This is a genomic window from Alteromonas sp. 76-1 (genome assembly GCF_900654235.1).
Taxonomy (GTDB): Bacteria; Pseudomonadota; Gammaproteobacteria; order Enterobacterales; family Alteromonadaceae; genus Alteromonas; species Alteromonas naphthalenivorans.
The window spans coordinates 2893552-2910687 of record NZ_LR136958.1; the positions used below are offsets into that span (position 1 = coordinate 2893552).

14 protein-coding genes and 1 tRNA gene are annotated in these 17136 nt (G+C 39.7%); 6 read left to right on the plus strand and 9 right to left on the minus strand.

Translation table 11 applies throughout. From position 1 onward, the window contains the following. Positions 1-110: 110 nt before the first annotated feature. Genes ALT761_RS12530 through hsdR form a run of 3 tightly spaced genes read right to left on the minus strand, consistent with a single transcriptional unit; the run spans position 111 to position 5835 of the window. Positions 111-1880 carry a restriction endonuclease subunit S gene (locus tag ALT761_RS12530; RefSeq protein ID WP_129739129.1) on the minus strand — a complete coding sequence of 590 codons (1770 nt, stop codon included), beginning with the start codon at positions 1878-1880 and terminating at the stop codon, positions 111-113. Continuing rightward, complete coding sequence (locus tag ALT761_RS12535; RefSeq protein WP_129739131.1) at positions 1880-3355, minus strand: type I restriction-modification system subunit M; 1476 nt, start codon at positions 3353-3355, stop codon at positions 1880-1882. Before ALT761_RS12535 ends, ALT761_RS12530 begins: the two co-directional genes overlap by 1 nt. Positions 3356-3399: 44 nt before the next feature. Further along, positions 3400-5835 (minus strand): EcoAI/FtnUII family type I restriction enzme subunit R, encoded by a 2436-nt coding sequence (gene hsdR / locus ALT761_RS12540; RefSeq protein ID WP_129739133.1) that lies wholly within the window; start codon positions 5833-5835, stop codon positions 3400-3402. Positions 5836-5986: 151 nt separating this feature from the next. On the opposite strand from hsdR, the gene ALT761_RS12545 reads away from it, so the two are divergent. Continuing rightward, positions 5987-6271, plus strand: coding sequence for a hypothetical protein (locus ALT761_RS12545; RefSeq protein ID WP_129739135.1), 285 nt, complete (start codon positions 5987-5989; stop codon positions 6269-6271). Between the two features lie 90 nt (positions 6272-6361). On the opposite strand, the gene ALT761_RS12550 is transcribed toward ALT761_RS12545, so the two are convergent. Beyond that, positions 6362-7933, minus strand: a complete 1572-nt coding sequence (locus tag ALT761_RS12550) for a helix-turn-helix domain-containing protein (RefSeq protein WP_129739137.1) — start codon at positions 7931-7933, stop codon at positions 6362-6364. Between the two features lie 166 nt (positions 7934-8099). On the opposite strand from ALT761_RS12550, the gene ALT761_RS12555 reads away from it, so the two are divergent. The 4 genes from ALT761_RS12555 to ALT761_RS20650 all read left to right on the plus strand — a co-directional run bounded on the left by ALT761_RS12555 (position 8100) and on the right by ALT761_RS20650 (position 10588). Further along, positions 8100-8357, plus strand: coding sequence for a DUF4258 domain-containing protein (locus ALT761_RS12555; RefSeq protein ID WP_129739139.1), 258 nt, complete (start codon positions 8100-8102; stop codon positions 8355-8357). Positions 8358-8390: 33 nt separating this feature from the next. Further along, the gene (locus ALT761_RS12560; RefSeq protein ID WP_129739141.1) at positions 8391-8873 is read left to right on the plus strand and encodes a hypothetical protein; all 483 of its coding nucleotides are present in this window, start codon (positions 8391-8393) and stop codon (positions 8871-8873) included. Between the two features lie 495 nt (positions 8874-9368). Then, on the plus strand, positions 9369-10343 hold the full coding sequence (locus ALT761_RS12565; protein ID WP_129739143.1) for a hypothetical protein: 975 nt from the start codon (positions 9369-9371) through the stop codon (positions 10341-10343). Between the two features lie 80 nt (positions 10344-10423). Beyond that, positions 10424-10588, plus strand: coding sequence for a hypothetical protein (locus tag ALT761_RS20650; protein WP_172602885.1), 165 nt, complete (start codon positions 10424-10426; stop codon positions 10586-10588). Positions 10589-12809: 2221 nt separating this feature from the next. Here ALT761_RS20650 and ALT761_RS12575 read toward each other — a convergent pair. Next, a complete protein-coding gene (locus ALT761_RS12575) occupies positions 12810-13301 on the minus strand; it encodes a hypothetical protein (protein ID WP_129739147.1) in 492 nt (163 codons plus the stop codon). A 119-nt stretch (positions 13302-13420) separates the two neighbouring features. Continuing rightward, positions 13421-13726: a hypothetical protein gene (locus tag ALT761_RS12580; protein ID WP_129739149.1), complete on the minus strand. Its 306-nt coding sequence runs from the start codon at positions 13724-13726 to the stop codon at positions 13421-13423. 347 nt (positions 13727-14073) lie between these two features. On the opposite strand from ALT761_RS12580, the gene ALT761_RS12585 reads away from it, so the two are divergent. Then, positions 14074-14490 carry a hypothetical protein gene (locus ALT761_RS12585; RefSeq protein WP_129739151.1) on the plus strand — a complete coding sequence of 139 codons (417 nt, stop codon included), beginning with the start codon at positions 14074-14076 and terminating at the stop codon, positions 14488-14490. 836 nt (positions 14491-15326) lie between these two features. Here the strand turns inward: ALT761_RS12585 and ALT761_RS12590 are convergent. From ALT761_RS12590 to ALT761_RS12600, 3 genes are all read right to left on the minus strand, one after another. After that, positions 15327-15728 (minus strand): hypothetical protein, encoded by a 402-nt coding sequence (locus ALT761_RS12590; protein WP_129739153.1) that lies wholly within the window; start codon positions 15726-15728, stop codon positions 15327-15329. An 82-nt stretch (positions 15729-15810) separates the two neighbouring features. Beyond that, complete coding sequence (locus ALT761_RS12595; RefSeq protein ID WP_172602886.1) at positions 15811-16401, minus strand: DUF4760 domain-containing protein; 591 nt, start codon at positions 16399-16401, stop codon at positions 15811-15813. A 556-nt stretch (positions 16402-16957) separates the two neighbouring features. Continuing rightward, a tRNA-Pro gene (locus tag ALT761_RS12600) sits at positions 16958-17034 on the minus strand. Between the last annotated feature and the right edge of the window lie 102 nt (positions 17035-17136).

Genomic DNA, 17136 nt, shown 5'->3' on the forward strand with positions numbered 1-17136 from the left:
GGTCAAATTGTGGACTAGTGGTTCCTTCCTGAATTAGATTGGCAAGAAATAGCTTATCCAATCGTATTATAAGCTTTTTCGTTTTACAGCCTTAAGAAATTAGCCAAAACTTATTTGACCTGTTTAACGAAGGCATGTGAAATATTGACTTTAACTTTTTGTTGTGCCTGAAACTTGCACTTAAGATTATCACAAAGCGCAAGCAACTCATGGACTCTGGTGACAATCCTTTTTTGCTCTATAACTTTAGGCAAAGGGAATACTAGTTGTCTTAACAAACCGAGATTGAGAACATTCATTGTCGAACCGTGGCTCTTGTCGAATAACTCTTCTTGTATCAGTCGGCTACCAAGCACAATACGTATATATTCTCTACTAACATCATCGTGCAGGCTTAGTTTAACTAAACGAGGGTTGATAATTCCTTGCTTAGCCTCTTGTGACAAAATGAGAACCTTTCCAATCGTACCAACCAAGCTTATCAGCATATCTCCTGGCTGAACTTTACATGAAATCAGAGATTCAAATTTTTCCTGATTAATATAGTAATCACCTATATTTTCATCACCAGAAATGACCTGTTCTTGACCATAAATTTTGTATCCATCTTCGACGTAAAAACTTTTTTTCAGTGCGGAGCCGAATGGCCCAGCTTTTAAGGCATTTTTCTCATTTTTGGCTATGTGGTCGAACTTTACCCACTTCCACCCATCAGGGAGGTCAAATGGCTTTTCTTCATCGGATATGGGCGGCAACGGCTTTTGTTTTTTGATTTTCTTATCTTTGATTAGCTGCTCTTTTTCTGCATCAATGCGTTCGAGCAGTCTTGATGCGGGTTCGTCGTTGAGGTCTTGTTTTACCAGTTTGCCCATTACTGCGAGTTGCAGGATGGTTTGTTTTAGCTGGTCGATACTATCTTCTGTGGTGAATAGCACATCGAAGTGCTCGCTGATGCGCTGCCAGCTTTCGTTTAGTTCGTCTGCATCTTTTGCATTGGTAAGCGTTTCTAATAGAGATTTTAAGAGTGTTTGATGTGCCTTGATACTGGCTTCGGTTTGTGACTCTAGTTGGTCACAGAGACCCATCAATTCATCAATCTTTTGGGTAATTCTAACTTGCTCTTTAATCGGTGGAACCACAATTAACATTTCACCGAGTTTGCCTAAATAAATTCCTTTTTGAGCAGTACCTTTTGCGTTTTTATCATAATAATCGAGGCACAAGGGTGAAACTAACTGCCAACTCAAAAAATGTGAATCTAGCTGGCTATCTAATACAGCCACACTTCGCTGAAGAACGAATTTGGGAGCGTTTTCTGGGACAACTGCTGAACGACCAATAGAAGCGACAATGTTTAATAAAACATCATTCGGTTTAGCTTGAGTCCTTAAATGCTCTTTCTGAAAATTTTCTTCATTTACGAAACGAGATGGGTTTGCAAAGTCTATCCGTCCAAAATTAACATTTTGACTGCTTAACATAGGATAGCCGGAACCAGAATCTGAGGGAGGATTATGAGAACCATCCGTTAGCTTTTTACAAACCCTCCCTAGGAAAGTCCAAGACCAACCTTCCGGCATCTCAAATGGCTTATTTATAGCTTGTAAGTCGGGTAGAGCCTTTGGTTTTCTTATTTTTTTATCTAGAATTAACCTTTGTTTCTCTTCATCTATACTTGCGAGAAGTATATCAGCAGGCTCATCGTTACAATCTTGAGGAACTAATTTACCTTTAAAAGCTAAATCTAGAATAAGCTCTCTAAGCTTATTAATTCCATATAACTCAAGCTTTTTGGAGCTTCCCCGTCCTGAAGGTGATTTGGTTTTGATTGCCGATGTCCAAATATCCAGGTTTTCAGTAATGATATTTTCTACTGGCATTAGGCTTTACCCTCAGAGCCTGATGACAGAGCTTCCGCTAGAATACCTTTTAGCTGACCGCGCAATGCCTGAATTTCTTGTTGTTGTGTTTCGTATTGTTGAAGTAATTCATCGGGATCGTGATTTTCTACTTCTCCTACATGAGGGTTTTTAATATCTAGGTTGAAGTTGCGTTCGATGACCTCTTCAATTGAAACTTTCCAGGCTTGTTCGGTCTCTACACGGCTGACATAACCATCTTCTTCCGTACCCCACCATTCCTGCTCTGTTTTAAATTCTTCAAACTTCATTGGCTTGGTTTTGGAGTAGTTTTTCACGCCGTCTGGGTAAGGGTGTTCGTAAAACCAAATCTCTTTGGTTGGCTTCCCTTTAGTGAAAAAGAGCAGGTTGGTCTTAATGCCTGTGTAAGGGTTAAATACGCCTTTGGGTAGTCTTACTATGGTGTGCAGATTACATTCTTCTGTGAGCAGCTTTTTGATTTTGGTTTTAATACCTTCACCAAAAAGAGTGCCGTCTGGCAATACTACTGCGGCACGTCCACCATCTTTCAATACCTCGATGATTAGCTGTAAGAACAAGTCTGCGGTTTCTCGCGTTTGCATATCTGAGGGGAAGTTTTTTTCGATACCATCTTCTTCCGTTCCACCAAAAGGTGGGTTGGTGATGATAACATCGAACTCGCTGTCCCAATTTGAAAGTGAGCGATTGAGTGTGTTGTCGTGCCTAATTTGTACAGGTACTTCAATACCGTGAAGCATCATATTTGTAGTCGCTAACAGGTGCGGCAACTGTTTCTTCTCGACGCCGTGGATTTGGTTTTGCAGCGTTTTGTGGTCGGCTACGGTTTTTACGTATTTTGATTTTACGTGGTCAACGGAACAGGCTAGAAACCCGCCAGTGCCACAGGCCGGATCGAATACTTTATCACCTAATTTAGGGTCTACTCTGTCTACAATAAAACGGGTTACTGCACGGGGCGTATAGAATTCACCTGCGTTACCCGCACTTTGTAAGTCGCGTAAAATTTGCTCGTAGATATCACCGAATAAGTGGCGTTCTTTAGAGTCGGTGAAGTCTACTTCATTGAGCTTATTGATAACCTGACGTAGCAACGTGCCGTTCTTCATATAGTTGAAAGCATCGGAAAACGCTTCACGCACGATAAAGCCACGAGGGTTCTTATCAATTGGCGCTGTAAGGTTTTTGAGCGCAGGGAACAAGTCATCATTCACGAACTCCATTAACTCATCGCCCGTAATGCCTTCATCATCAGCTGCCCAGTTGCGCCAGAGATACTGCGATGGAATTGGCTCACGATAATCATCCATTTCAAATTCTAGCTCTTCTTCTTGGGCATCGAATATTTTTAAGAAGAGTAACCATGACATCTGGCCTAAACGCTGAGCATCACCATCAACGCCTGCGTCTTTTCTCATAATGTCCTGGATAGATTTAATAACGGTACTGACTGACATATTTTCTTATTCTCTGATTATTTATCGTTCGGCCTGAGCGCTGTTCAGGCTGATTTGTTTGGTGTGGAGTCGTAGATGGCTTTTTCCAGCTCAGCGATAGCGGCTTCGTATCCTTTTTTACCACCAAAACCTTTTTTGGCAATTTCGATAGGGCGGCCAAACTCTACAACTTTGCCTGTTTTAAGAGCGTCTTTGCTTTCCAACGCTTCTACGCCCTCACTACTGTATTTATTCAACAGTTCATTTAAAACGGCCTGTGCCATTTCGCTGTACTTAGTGAAGTAGTTACGCTTTTTGACATTGTTTGCGCGTTCTTTGCGCGTTAGCGGAGGCTGGTCGAAAACAACGTGGCATATCATATCAAAAGGGTCTAACTCTTTCCCGATTTCTGCTTCCAACACTTCCCAAATAACTCCTTCAGAAGCTAATTCATCGATGATTGCTTGTTTGCGCTCTGCACTGTTCCAACGCTTGATGAAATCATCAAGGGACGCAAAAGATTTAGTCAGGGTTTTCTTGGTGTAGTCTTTAAATGATTCGGTAACGAGTTTGCCGTCTTCATCGTAATATTGAACTCGCTCTCCCACTTTCTTAACCGCTACACCATTAACGTGATACTTAGTAACAGTGGTTTCTTCGCCTTCATCCCAACCTGTTTGAGGTGTATCATCACCTTCTGGAAAATCGAACTCGCCATCATTATCAGGGCTATCTATCGTGCCTTCTGAATATTCCGCTGAGTCTTGCCCTTCTAAGATGTCGTCGAAGTCGGATTCCTCATCATTGATATCACTAGGTTTAGCGCTGATAACTTTTTCAGGAATACCGTCGAAGCGCTCATCAGCAAATAGTTCGGTAGCTTTTTTGAAATCCAGAATGGTAAACCATAGCTTGCCAAATTTATCATCGATGCGCGTACCTCTACCGATGATCTGTTTGAACTTGGTCATACTCTGAATGTTCTGATCAAGAACGACCAGCTTACAGGTTTTCGCATCAACCCCTGTTGTCATAAGCTCGGATGTAGTAGCGATAACAGGATAAGTGCGCTTTGGGTTAATGAAGTTGTCCAACTGAGCTTTTCCGATGGCATCATCACCTGTGATCTTCATCACGTACCTATCGTTTTTGGCATACTGTTCTGGGTTGCAGTTGATCAAGGCTCTTCGCATGCGTTCGGCATGGTCGATGTCGTTACAGAACACAATCGTCTTCGCCAACGGGTCGGTTCGCTTCAGGTAATTGGTAATCGTTTCTGCTACTAGTTGTGTGCGTTCATCGATGACTAAAGTGCGGTCGAAGTCTTTTTGGTTATAGATGCGATCATCAACTTCATTTCCATGCTTATCAACCTGCCCTTTTGTCGGTCGCCAGCCTTGCAAGTCGATATCTAAATCAACGCGAACCACCTTGTAAGGGGCGAGAAAGCCGTCTTCAATTCCTTCCTTTAGTGAGTACATATAAACTGGCTCACCAAAGTAATCGATATTAGACACTTCATCAGTTTCTTTAGGTGTGGCAGTTAAACCAATTTGAGTCGCAGAACCAAAATATTCAAGAATCTCACGCCAGGCACTTTCCTCTGATGCACTACCTCTATGGCACTCATCAATTACGATAAGATCAAAGAAGTCAGGATCGACCTGCTTATAGGCCTTTTGACTTTCATCGGGGCCAGTTAATGCCTGATAAAGCGCTAAGTGAACTTCGTAGGCTGGGTCGACTTTTCTGCCTGTAATTTTAGTCATTGCCTGACCGAAAGGTTGGAAGTCGTTTATACGAGTTTGGTCTACTAGCACATTTCGATCTGCCAGAAATAAAACACGCTTTTTGGCTTTGGCTTTCCACAAGCGCCAAATGATTTGAAAGGCGGTATAGGTTTTACCTGTACCTGTTGCCATTACAAGTAGAATGCGGTCCTGTCCTGCGGAGACAGCTTCAACTGTTTTGTTTATAGCTTGCAACTGATAATAGCGTGGTGATTTTCCCGAGCCATCATCATGGTAATCTTGAGTGATTATAGGTAACTGAGAATCTGTATACCCTTTATAAGCACAGTATTTGGCCCATAGCTGAGCAGGTGTAGGAAAGTCTTCTAACTTGATTTCTGTTTCAAGTTGATGTGGATTGGTTTTGTCGTGAAAAATAAAACCGTCACCATTACTAGCGAAAATAAAAGGTACATCGAGTAACTTGGCGTAATCCAGCCCTTGCTGCATCCCTTTTCCAACTTCATGCTTATTGGCTTTAGCTTCTATAACAGCCAAGGGCATTGAGGGTTTGTGATAAAGAACGATATCAGCGGATTTTACTTTTTTACGGGCAGCAACCATTCCGCGAACGACGACTTTACCATCGCGCAATTTCACTTCTTGCCGGATTTGCGTCATATCATCCCACCCTGCCTGCTTTACAGCAGGCATGATGTACTTAGATATGATATCTGTTTCTGATAGTGCTTTTTTGTTCACTGAACTCATGGTTACCTCGATGCTACTCATACCAAGGACTGGTTCAGACTTATCTAAACTGGGGGAGCACGTGTCCTTTGCGTATGAACTATCAATCCTTTGTTTATTGTTCTTTTATCGAGCCTGGTCGCGGCGTTAGTTCAGTTGTAAAAGTACCAGAATGTTAAGTAGATGTCATTTTAAAAGGCTAAAGACGTCTGCACCGGCGTTGTCAATTCCGAAAGTTAACCGGCAGTTTTTTAGTGCATTGTTTGACGTACTTAGCTCACAACTTATGACCATCGGCGATATTCTGTTTATGATTTTTGTTGAGCAGCTGCTAACCGAGTTCGAACTTGCAGAGAGTTATCCGTTTACCCGAGTAAGAGGCTATATGCTAATTTTACTGTTCTATTTATTATCACTTACCTTTCATTGGCAAAGTGTCTGGTTTAGTAAACAATAGAGTGGCTTTTGAGCACCCACTGGGTGCTCTTTTTCTTATCGATGAAAGAAAAATCCAGCCCTAATGAATCATGTGAGAGTTTAGTCCATATTAGAATTCAATAGGCCTCGGTTTAAAATCTTCTAGTGCTTTTTTTACTCTTTTAACTTTAGTTGACTCTCCCTCTGAAATAAGCTCGCTAGACAGGTCTTTCAGACATTTTTGGATACTTTCAAAATTGCTAACCTTATCCCAACGGGAAATGAAGAATGAACATGGGCTTTCAAATTTTTCTCCTGCACTTCCAAATAGCTCGAATACCCATGCCAAAGTTCGCTCGCCAACCTCGGTGGTCATACTAAAGGCATAAGTTGCTACAACAGGAACAAGCTTATGGAAGATATCATTTTGCTTTTTTAGTGGCGGAGAGAGTGATTCATAATACTTCAAAAAAGAGATACGGCTTTCTAATCCAGAATCCAAGTGGGCAAAATATTCTCTAAACACTTCTCTTTCCATCTTTGAGTAATCGATAACTTGAGGAAAGTCTTCGGGACGTATCAACTCAAAAAGACTTGGACAGCTCTTGAACATAAAACGAAAATGTTCTCTTAAAAAAGCCGAAAAAGGATTATCTACCCCCTCTTTTAACTCCCTAATTTTAGGCATTATTGATGTTTGGGAATCACCGAAAAACTTTTTATAGAAATTCTGAGCGATTTCGAAGTCACTTGGATTCTGCTTTTTCCATATTGAAAAAAGCCCTCCCAAAACGTATTCTTGCGACCTAGGCCTGAGCCTTAGGCTTAGCCAATCCCAACATGATAATTGCTCATCACCAGTTACAAAAAACTGATGTTCATGCTCATTCAGCGATTTTTCCAAACACTTATCAGCATCATGAGTTAAGTAGCAATTCATTTGAGGTAGCCTATCAGGAAAGTCATTAACGACCTTTATTATCTCATGGAGAGTTAAACTCCACTTTTTCCGCTCAGCGTTAAAAAGCTTCTGCGAGGCGTCGGATGAAAACATAGCCTGCACTTCAAACCTCTCAGGTTCATCCAAATCCCCAACCGCTACCTCATAAGCGATTCCATCTCTAACTGAATCACTATATGCTTGTTCAAACTCCTCAAAGTGATTCGAACCTGCATTTTTCCTTCGAAGAACTTTATATGTCTCTAACAGGTCAAAATACTCTCGTTTAAGCGAGCTTAGTTGCTCCTTTAGGCTCAGAATTCTTGGCTCAAAAACAACTTTCTTCTGAAAGGTGGACTTGATAAGTATGTTTTCACGCTGCTTTTCCAAGTCTGCATTTCTCTTATTCAGGAGAAGTAATCTCTTGTTCCTGCGGGTTGGAGAAATATAGCGCTGTAGATTTTCCGGCACGTTGGCTCTGAAAAACTCGCAACAATAGTGGTCTGTTTCCTCTGGAGAGAGCTTTAATGCATCTATCATAGGAATGATATCCCGCATAGGAATTGGACGCTTGCCGCTGAACATATCAGAAATGCGGGACTTCGACTCCCAGACACGGCCTGTTCTTTTTTCTGCCTCTGCGTGCCAATCATTTCGTTTTATTCCAGCTCTTTTCATCAAGAGCTTAAGCATTTCGCCCTGATTTAGCTCTTTACCTGACAAATAATCTAAAACTTTTCTATCTTCTCTAGCTATTGCCACACCCGCTCTCCTTTATCAATCGTTTTACATTATAGCCTGAAATAATACCTCTACTAGACTCAATCTGCCGACTCACACCAAACGAAAAAAGTCGGCAATTTGAGACTTCAAAAAAGCCTAAATGTAAGCTTAAATAATTGAGCAATGAACGTGAAAAGGAGTATATATGTATACACAGCACGCTTTAACAAGGGGGCAGCAAAGGGGAATAAAGCTCGATGTCATAGAGGCTGTGATTGATTACGGCCACGAATTTTATAGGAGAGGAGGACATGTTTATTTGTGCAAAAAGAAAACCGTTGCAGCTATGGAGCGAAACGGATTAAAACCGCAATTCACTGAAAGATGTAAAGGCATTTACGTTGTCGTGGAAGATGGTGTAGTCAAAACGGTTGCTCACAAAACAACCAGCTTTAAATTTTAGCATCCCTGTAATAGACAAAATGAAGAAAACGTTATGACATACAACGGCAGTAATTCACCAAATAAGCGCTACCTTAGCGCGGTCACCTCACGTACCACTGAAGACAATAGCAAGAACTTTCGATGTGATAATAGTCAGGTGTTCAAAGAATATCCTGACCGAGAAAAATTAAGACGCCTAATAAAAGACTTCCAGAGTTTCCAGCACAAGACACCACCTGAAAGGATAGAAATTGCTGGAAAAATTAAATACCTGCTTAATGTAGGCTCTGTCGGCAGCTTTTTATCAGTCACTAGCAACGATAAGTTGATAAAAGATGCCGAGGCAATAGTAGAAGAATTTAATGTTCAAAGGTGGCAACCCAAAACATCAAACTGCGGAAGATGCAATGGCTTTGGTATGCCTCAACACTCACATGTTTTGAATGGTAGGTGCTTCAATTGCGGCACACTTCCAAGGGATATGCAATTTTTAGATAGCGAAGCAGCTAATCACAAAGTCGGTACGACTTTGTAAAAGAGCTTGAGCAACGCTCAACAACGATTGCGCAGATAATAGTTTTGTGAAACAGAACCATTATCGGAGCCGGAGGCAGCATCGCAGATTTAGGCAGATTCCATTTTGCTTAAGCAAAATTGCTTGAAATTACAGAGTAATTGCAGGCAACTGAAACACCAACGGTGTGAACTCTACGAGGGGGCATTCAAAGCAACGCTTTCCCAGAGTAGATCCTGGTGGAATATGGCTAAATCAGCGGTAGCTGACTCCGAGCAACGCTTCTGTCGAATTCGCGCAGCAATGAGTGCGTGAGCAGCGACGAGTCGCGTCCGCTCTCGCTTGCAGAAGGGTTGCTACAACGAAGTTGTGTGTGTTTTTCGATAGAAAAACGCTGGCATTACGCAGTATGCTAGGCCTAGAGAAGCTATGGCAGGATGCAAAGCAAACTGCTCTACCCTGCTTATTCCCCTTCGGCTGTTTCTATGTATTTGTGAATTCAAAAAAGGAGAAGAAATGAATTACATAGAAAGAGCAATTGAAACTTCAATGCGTCACGTCTGTATATCTGCCCCTAGTGATCCGGCGGCACGGGGGTTGACGAGAGAGAATGCTGTTATTGCAATCACTGGAGCTTTCGGTGTATCTAGCAAAACGATTATTCAACGTCACTTGGGTCTCAATCGAGAGGGCGTCAACAAACTCATTAATAGATTGAAGAAAAAAGGGGTCATTTCAGTACACCCGACTTTTGCTAATACTGACCGCAGCTTCATCATCCTCACGTCTTTCGGAATTAGAGAAGCAGAACTTCTTTTAAATCGGGAACTGAATTTACGCTCAGACGTGAGTAGAGTAAACGAACGGAACCTCATTCATGATCTTTCAGTTCAGCTAATTGTTTTAAAGCTTGCAAAAGAGAACAAAATCTCTGGATTCGCAACCGAACGTGACCTCGCATTACAACTCGAACAAAGAGGAAATGATCCGAGACTCGTAGATGCACTTGTGGTCGACGCTAATACGGGCGCTAAAATAGCAATTGAAATGGAAGCATCAAACTCAAAAAATAAAAACAACGGAGACATACGACGTAGAATACTCGTTAAGTATTTTGAGGAGCTGGAATCGAACGATGGACTTTACGAGTTTGTGCATATGTACAGTCATCGACAGCGGTTTCTAACACAGATAGAGAAAGCCCACACCCGAATCTTTGATAGCCGTAGCTCTACTTTTTCTTCCGGCCAACAACGACTGCTGCTCGATAGTATAAAATTCAAATCATCTGAATGTAGTCTGATCTATGAGCTTATGTTTAATAGTAAGCGTCAATTGAGTGATGAGAACGGTGCAGCGACAAATAAGATTAACTACCTTGAACAATTAGCGGAATTAGAAAAACTTGCAAAAAATACTCAGGACAGGGTTATTGACATCAGACTGGAGGGATTTCGTGACGCTGGAAGAGTGTTAGGCATTTTAGAATAAGCCCTTGGAGTGGCCTCTGGGAGCCTTAAAGGCTCCTCTTTTTTTATGGCTTCAAGCTTCAATATGCATCGAGTATCGCAATGATAAACAATACATATTTAACGTACATACCTCTATGTGCGTCGAGTCAGCAGCAGGAAAGCACTGTTGAGGTTTACGGTGCGATCAATAGTGTGCTCGCCGAAGCTCATGAAACTCTAGCGATTATGGGTAAAGAGTTGTCTGACTCAGCTACTATTAAATAGTCACTTATCACGCAAACTTTTCGTATTGGCACGGCAACAACGTTAAATAGTCAATAATATTCTGTGCCAACAGTTACTAGATAGTCGGCATCAAGTTAACTGAAGTAATCGAGCGAAGGCATAACATACTAGGAAACACTGCTGTGTCTCCATAGCTCTCTCAATGAGGCTGTAACGACCTATCTTCGTATTGGCGTCCCTACCCATTTATGTGTTCAAATTCGTTCTGCGAATCAAATAATATTCAAACAGGCAACATTAAATTCAAGCGCTACCTAAAAATCCCCCCACTCCATACTTAGTTAATTAGGAGGACATTAACTAAGAGAAAAAATATGAAAATAAACTATGAGAGCCTTTTTAACCGTTGTTCACGCTTTAGCCGAAAATGGATGGTACTGAGCAATTCATTAATAGCAATTGCTGCACTAAATTCATTTTTTAATACGGCTTTTGTCATATTCGGACATTTCGACTATATCGAGTACCAAGCGCTTACAGATAGATTGTTACTTTTATCGTTTGGCTGCATCGGAGTAGCAGTGCTACTAATATTAGTTTCTTTATATGCTGCGCATAAGCTAAGAAGCGAATGATATTGAGCACCCCATTAGGGGTGCTTTTTTTAAGCAAAATATATCTTGTGGTCAAAAGCGTTGATTAGTTTTGGCTTCATTTGGCAGACAGCTACTAGCGGTAAAGCGGAAAATCGCAATAGGTAAGAAAAACTATCTTCTTAAAACAAACAATCGACGTTCAATTTACAAAAAAGTAGTGTCACTGTGCACGACCTGGGTGATAAACCAAAGATAGTTTTTAAGGTTTATTTTTCAGAACATCAATATCGCAGTTAGGGTAGATCCCTTTTACATTGTAAGCGGTGAAATTGGATTACTGAGGATTAATATAAGTTGTGTTGTTAACAGGGTAAGAACGTTTTCATTTGTTAGAAAAAGCTGCCTGCCTAACCAAACCGCTTTTGCTACAAATGCCAGCGCGATTTTCTTCAGTATTATCGAAACCTACTAAATCCAAGGCGATAGCGCATTCAAGTGTATAACATACAGCACCGAGCCATTAAGTTAGCCTAACGGCGATGATCAGAACCTTCTACTATGAAATTTTTTAAGCGATTAGACATAAACGGACAAATTTGGTTTTAAGCACATTCAAATTATCGTTTTTTGTAAACTTGACGTGCACTACGAAATCACCTGTAACTGACCAGTCAGTAACAAGGGTTAATCGGTGTTGTATTCAAAAAACACGAAAAAGTATCACGAGATGTCTAACGAGTTATTGCTAAACTTGAAGTGGATTTATCATAAACAAAAGATTGATTGCACCTATTCGCTAATGAGATAGGTGCAGCCAAAATTGAATTACTTTCCCCCTGCTATCTACTTTCTTTAATCAATCATATGTGGTTTTCTCCAGTCAAAAAGGTTGACACAAGTGCCTAGTAATTCGCTCATTTACAGTAGTCAGCAAGGGGAGGCTGAAATTTTTGCATTAGGCTCGAAAAATACAGAGTTGTTAGTAATAGACTCTTCGCCAAACGCAGAGTTAATGTAGCAAACAAATTCTTTTCCAATAAAAGTAAATTATGCTTTAACCATACTTACTCTCATTAATATTGAAGCTTGAGTCTAGGCAAATAGCACTTTATTAAAAAATTTGATGTGCTGTAATTATTATTGAGAACAGATAATTGACCCATGGATAAGGTGTGGCGAGCCGCTTACGCGATAAGAATATGATTTATCTTGGAATGTTCGTTTAGCGACAAAATGCAAAGTCCAATGATACAAACCTTTGCCATTGCCCTCAAAAACTAGAGACTAAAGTAACTTCAGCTAATTCCCCACCTCCATAATCTCCCTGAAAAAATATCGTAGTTATAAAGGCTAAATAAGCAATCAATCGACAGTAATTTCTCAAGAGTATTGTGGTAATGGGTCTTGCGAGTCTTTTCGTTATTTTCAATTACAGGCTTTTGGCTATCGTCACTCAACACGATAACACTAATCAGCAGAGACTATTTATACGTCCGCTCATTCTTAAAAGCCGATATGCATTAGGGTGGCAACGTTTAACGTAGAGCAGGCGATTTACGAATCTTCACTAGCAGTCCATTTTAGACAAACAGCAGACCTTCAACAGTCCAATAATGGACTATTAATAGCTTGCTAAAATGTGAACCGAATTGGAACCGAGCAAACTACTTGCAGTTCCTACTTAATTGGCTTGTTATAGGGAGACCATTCCAGTCCTCTAACTTTATTTTTGTACAAGTATTTATTAGCTCTGTTGAAAGGCTTTCCGCAGATTGGGCTATTTGTTGTAACTCTTCAAAAGTAATAGTTACTCCATTTTTTGTATTTGAAATAATAACCTCTTTAAAGTCACCATCAAACAAATCTAGCATTAATGGATTATGAGCAACTATGTTTCGTTTTTCTGCTAGTTTCTTAGCTTTCTTCAACCCTCGAATTAAATCTAATTTGTTCTGCTCAACAAATTCTAATGTACCTAAAAGATCAATTATGACGTCAACACGTTGTGAGAATCTCATCTTACTTATATGAGCATAAGTGGGATCTTTTAGCCAATCTATTAGGCAGTTATGAGTTGTTCTTTCAATCGTGCCAAATGCAATAAATAACCTGCCAATAAGAACAGCCCACTTGTCATTTAGATCAACAATTTTCACCAAATCTATTACTCCCTATAACACTTCAGTAAGGGGCAGCGATGCGAGTGCAAAACGCAGAGCAACTTTAATGCCACAGCCCAAGCTTGCTTGGGCGACTTGACTAACTTTTTATATAACTACTTGCTTGCCCAGTCATCTGGTTTTGCAGTAAAAAATTCTTCTCTTTCCATTGCTTCAATTTCAGCTTGTATGATTGCTTCTTGCTCAAGCGTATTTTCCAAAATTGATTTAGTGCCAACAATTTCGTTTGGGTCATATTTTTTGTAACCCTCAATAAGTAATTCTCTATATTGTTTGCGAAGATCGTCAATAGTTTTTACAACTACAACTTCTACGAATTCATCGTAGATATATGTCGTGATGGTCAAATTTTTTGGTGAAAATTCAATCTTTGTCCCTGCTATTTCTAAAAAATAACTCATAGTCTGACCTTTCGATAGGCATATAACGGCTGATTACTGAGTCTTCATAGTAACACCCGTTTCCCATGAAAAACCATATTCTGTCTTTTCATAGGAATAATATGAAATGTCCGCTTTACGTACTCAGAAGTCCATTGGCAAATTTTTGGCAGGCAATAGCATTTTGGTTCGGCCGCTACCATAATGTACTATAGTCCATATACCTTTCCCTCTGATTCTGCGAATAAAATTAAAAAGTGTGGCAACCGTTTGACTACTTAAGTGTTCGCTGAAAAAATCATAAACTTGAATTTTTTGTCGTATAAATGTGTTTAGAATGAATGCTAGTATAAAAATTGAGATTCAGTATGCCTAAAGACGTACATAGACAGCGAATAGAGAAATATCTAAATGCGCATGGAGTTTCGATCGAAGAATATGCACTGATGTATCTTACGCGTCAGCTGTCGGACAAATCACCGCAGGACGCTAGAGAAAGATTAAAAACTATTATCATTAAAAAGAAAAATACAGGTATTTTGCAAACTGATGATATTAAGGGTGAGTTTGCCCATCCTAAAGCCACGCAGCCAGTCGCTTTAACGCCAGCGCCCCATCTCGACAGGCTCCCCTCATCTGGGAAAAGTGATATTACTGCTGAAGTAAACGATGAACCAAAAAGAGAAGAACGAGACAATAAGATTATTAAATATTATTTATCAGCTCTTCTGTTTTTATGCCTCATTGTGGCTTTTTTTTATGGCGTATCCCATGAAAACCTTTAATTCAACCGTAGTTAAACGACAGTTTTTTTGATTTCAGTGATTAGCTGCTTGAATAGCATTTTGCGACTAGGTTGTAATCCACATCAGACGAGGCGCAGAAAGCAAGTATGCATCGACCAAACTTCTCTAGACACTTAATTAATTCTACTTCCGGTTTACTTACATTTCGGACGAGTTTACTCGCAGAATAACGATGACAGAATCGACAAAAAATACATAGTGGACAGCGAGGTGCTAATCAGTCATCGTAGTTTGCTCTACTGATTATAAATAAAGAGCCTACGACTAAAACTATCAATGGTAGTAAAAACCATAATTCCTGCATAATAAAGTTCCTTGTTAAACCTTTCTTATTATAGATTAAAAAACAAACCGCATTACAAGGTTTGAAGTCAATTGCGGCTCCATTACTTTAGTTCATATCTTGTTTAAAAGAATCGTAATAACGCGTGCAACATTAATTCACGTCCATTTTTTCTACACGATTTATCATCGTAGTATCTTTGCATACCCCGCAGAACTTTGCTTATAAGTAGGATATTAGCCAATGCAAAAATCGGATTCAAAGTTATGAAAAACGACGTAAGGCAAACCCCGCTAATAGTACCTAGCACCAAACAAATGGTCTGGTGAGCTTCTAACTCACTCACAAATAGCTCCGACTTCCATTGAATATTCCTTTAAGTTTGCATCCTTATTTGAAAATTTAATGAATTTTTGACGATTTGCAAATTCTTTACTGCGAGGCTTAGCAGCACGAACCTGTTTGATGGGTGATTTCTAACCTACAAGAATCAGCTTACACTAGGTAATAAAAAAGGGCTGCAAAGCAGCCCTTAAAGTGATTCAACCTGCTCAGTCCACTCATCAATTGCTTCGGCTGAAAAGTAACGATGCTTCGTTACACCGAAAACATTCTCAAACTCTGCATCATCAACGTTATCTGAATTTATAAAATCGACGATTTGAAGCTCGAATAATAAGAACAATAAGCATCGCTCAGATGGCTCGAAATATCTCTTCCTGAACTCTTCTGGAAGCTGATTTGCAAGACCGTCTGATATTACAAAACCATTCGTGACAAATTGCTCGTTCTTATGTTCGTAAACATAATCCAGTGTTTCTGGATTGAAATACCAACATAAACGAAATTTGTCAGGCCAAGCTGTTCTTGTTGCTCTTTTGAACTGATGGATGAACGTGATTTGCAAGTCACGCGTCTGGGTCTTCTTTGTCATAGCTATGTCCTGTTTGGTAAACCTCAGGATTAACTAGGCACAGATGGAGGGGGATTGTTTAGGTTATAAGATAAATTAACCTTCAGTGTATTTTTTTTGGAGCTAACCTATTCAATTTTTTAAATATTAACTTCAATTCTGTTTTTCGATTTTTCTCTTTAATTGAGTCTCTTCTTATAACCCACTTCAACACTAACCAACTAAAATTCTCATAGAATGTTACTTGCCTCTTTTGTGATGAGCTTATAAATTCACGAAAATATAGACCAAAATCAACTACCATTGATTTGTAAGCTTCATATAAATACAATTCGTCATACAAATCATGCCTTATTGCATTTGATGCCTGCTCCCAAGTATTCAATACATATCTTATCGATATAGTATATTTATTATTTCTTTGTTCTGGTTGTGCTAACTCAGCGAAATCAAGCTCATTTCTTTTCGCAATAGCTTCGCCAACCTTTCTAACGTGTTTTATGTATTCGTCATTATCTTGTAGTCTTTTTTGAAACTCCAAAGAATTCGCCTCTCTAGCTGTTTGACGTGAGTATGCTAGATTTAAAAGTGCAGCTGATAGAGCAAGTGTTGCTGAAAGCAAAATTGCTGTCGCAGATATTAGTTTTTCATCTACACGATGAATCAAAAATATCCCTCCTATAGAGATTATCACTACAACTCCTACAAGAATGTAATTTAACTTGGTTCTCTTCTTCAAAACTCACCCACAAAAAAAGAGCCACCAGGCTCTTTTTATAATTTTGATTACATATTTGGTTAGGCAGGTATGCCAAATCCCCAGTCTTCTTCTCTATACATAGGAAACTCCATATTTATAACCACGTATTCCCAAAACTATAGTCTCGATATGTTACAGATGTCAACATTAAAAACAAAAATCTATAAACAAAAGAAAAAACTCTTTAAAATCAGAACTTTAAATAAAAAGAATTACTGGGCAATCGTGTTAAGCTTTTGCTTTGCAAAAGCTTAACACGATTGCCCATGAATCTCAATACTTTCCTATTTATATACTACAAGAGTCACAAATTAAAAGCAACTTAGAAGCACAACCTAACATTAGGGTGAATTCTTATCCCTCAAACGTGGTGTAAAGCAGCAAGAAGAACTTCAGATACTGTATAATGTGGCAATTATGGGACAGTTTTGGGGCGCTCATTTTGCGAGCAATCAATGAGCGGGGTAAGTCATTGAAAAATAAAAGAAGTTGGTCGGTGTGAGAGGATTTGAACCTCCGACCCCTGACACCCCATGACAGTGCGCTACCAAGCTGCGCCACACACCGACCGAAAGAGCCGATAAGTCTACTTATTTTTAGTCACAATGCAACGACAATTGTACAAATCCTTGGTTAAGCGCTTAATTGCTAATCAGTTTGTAAAATAAT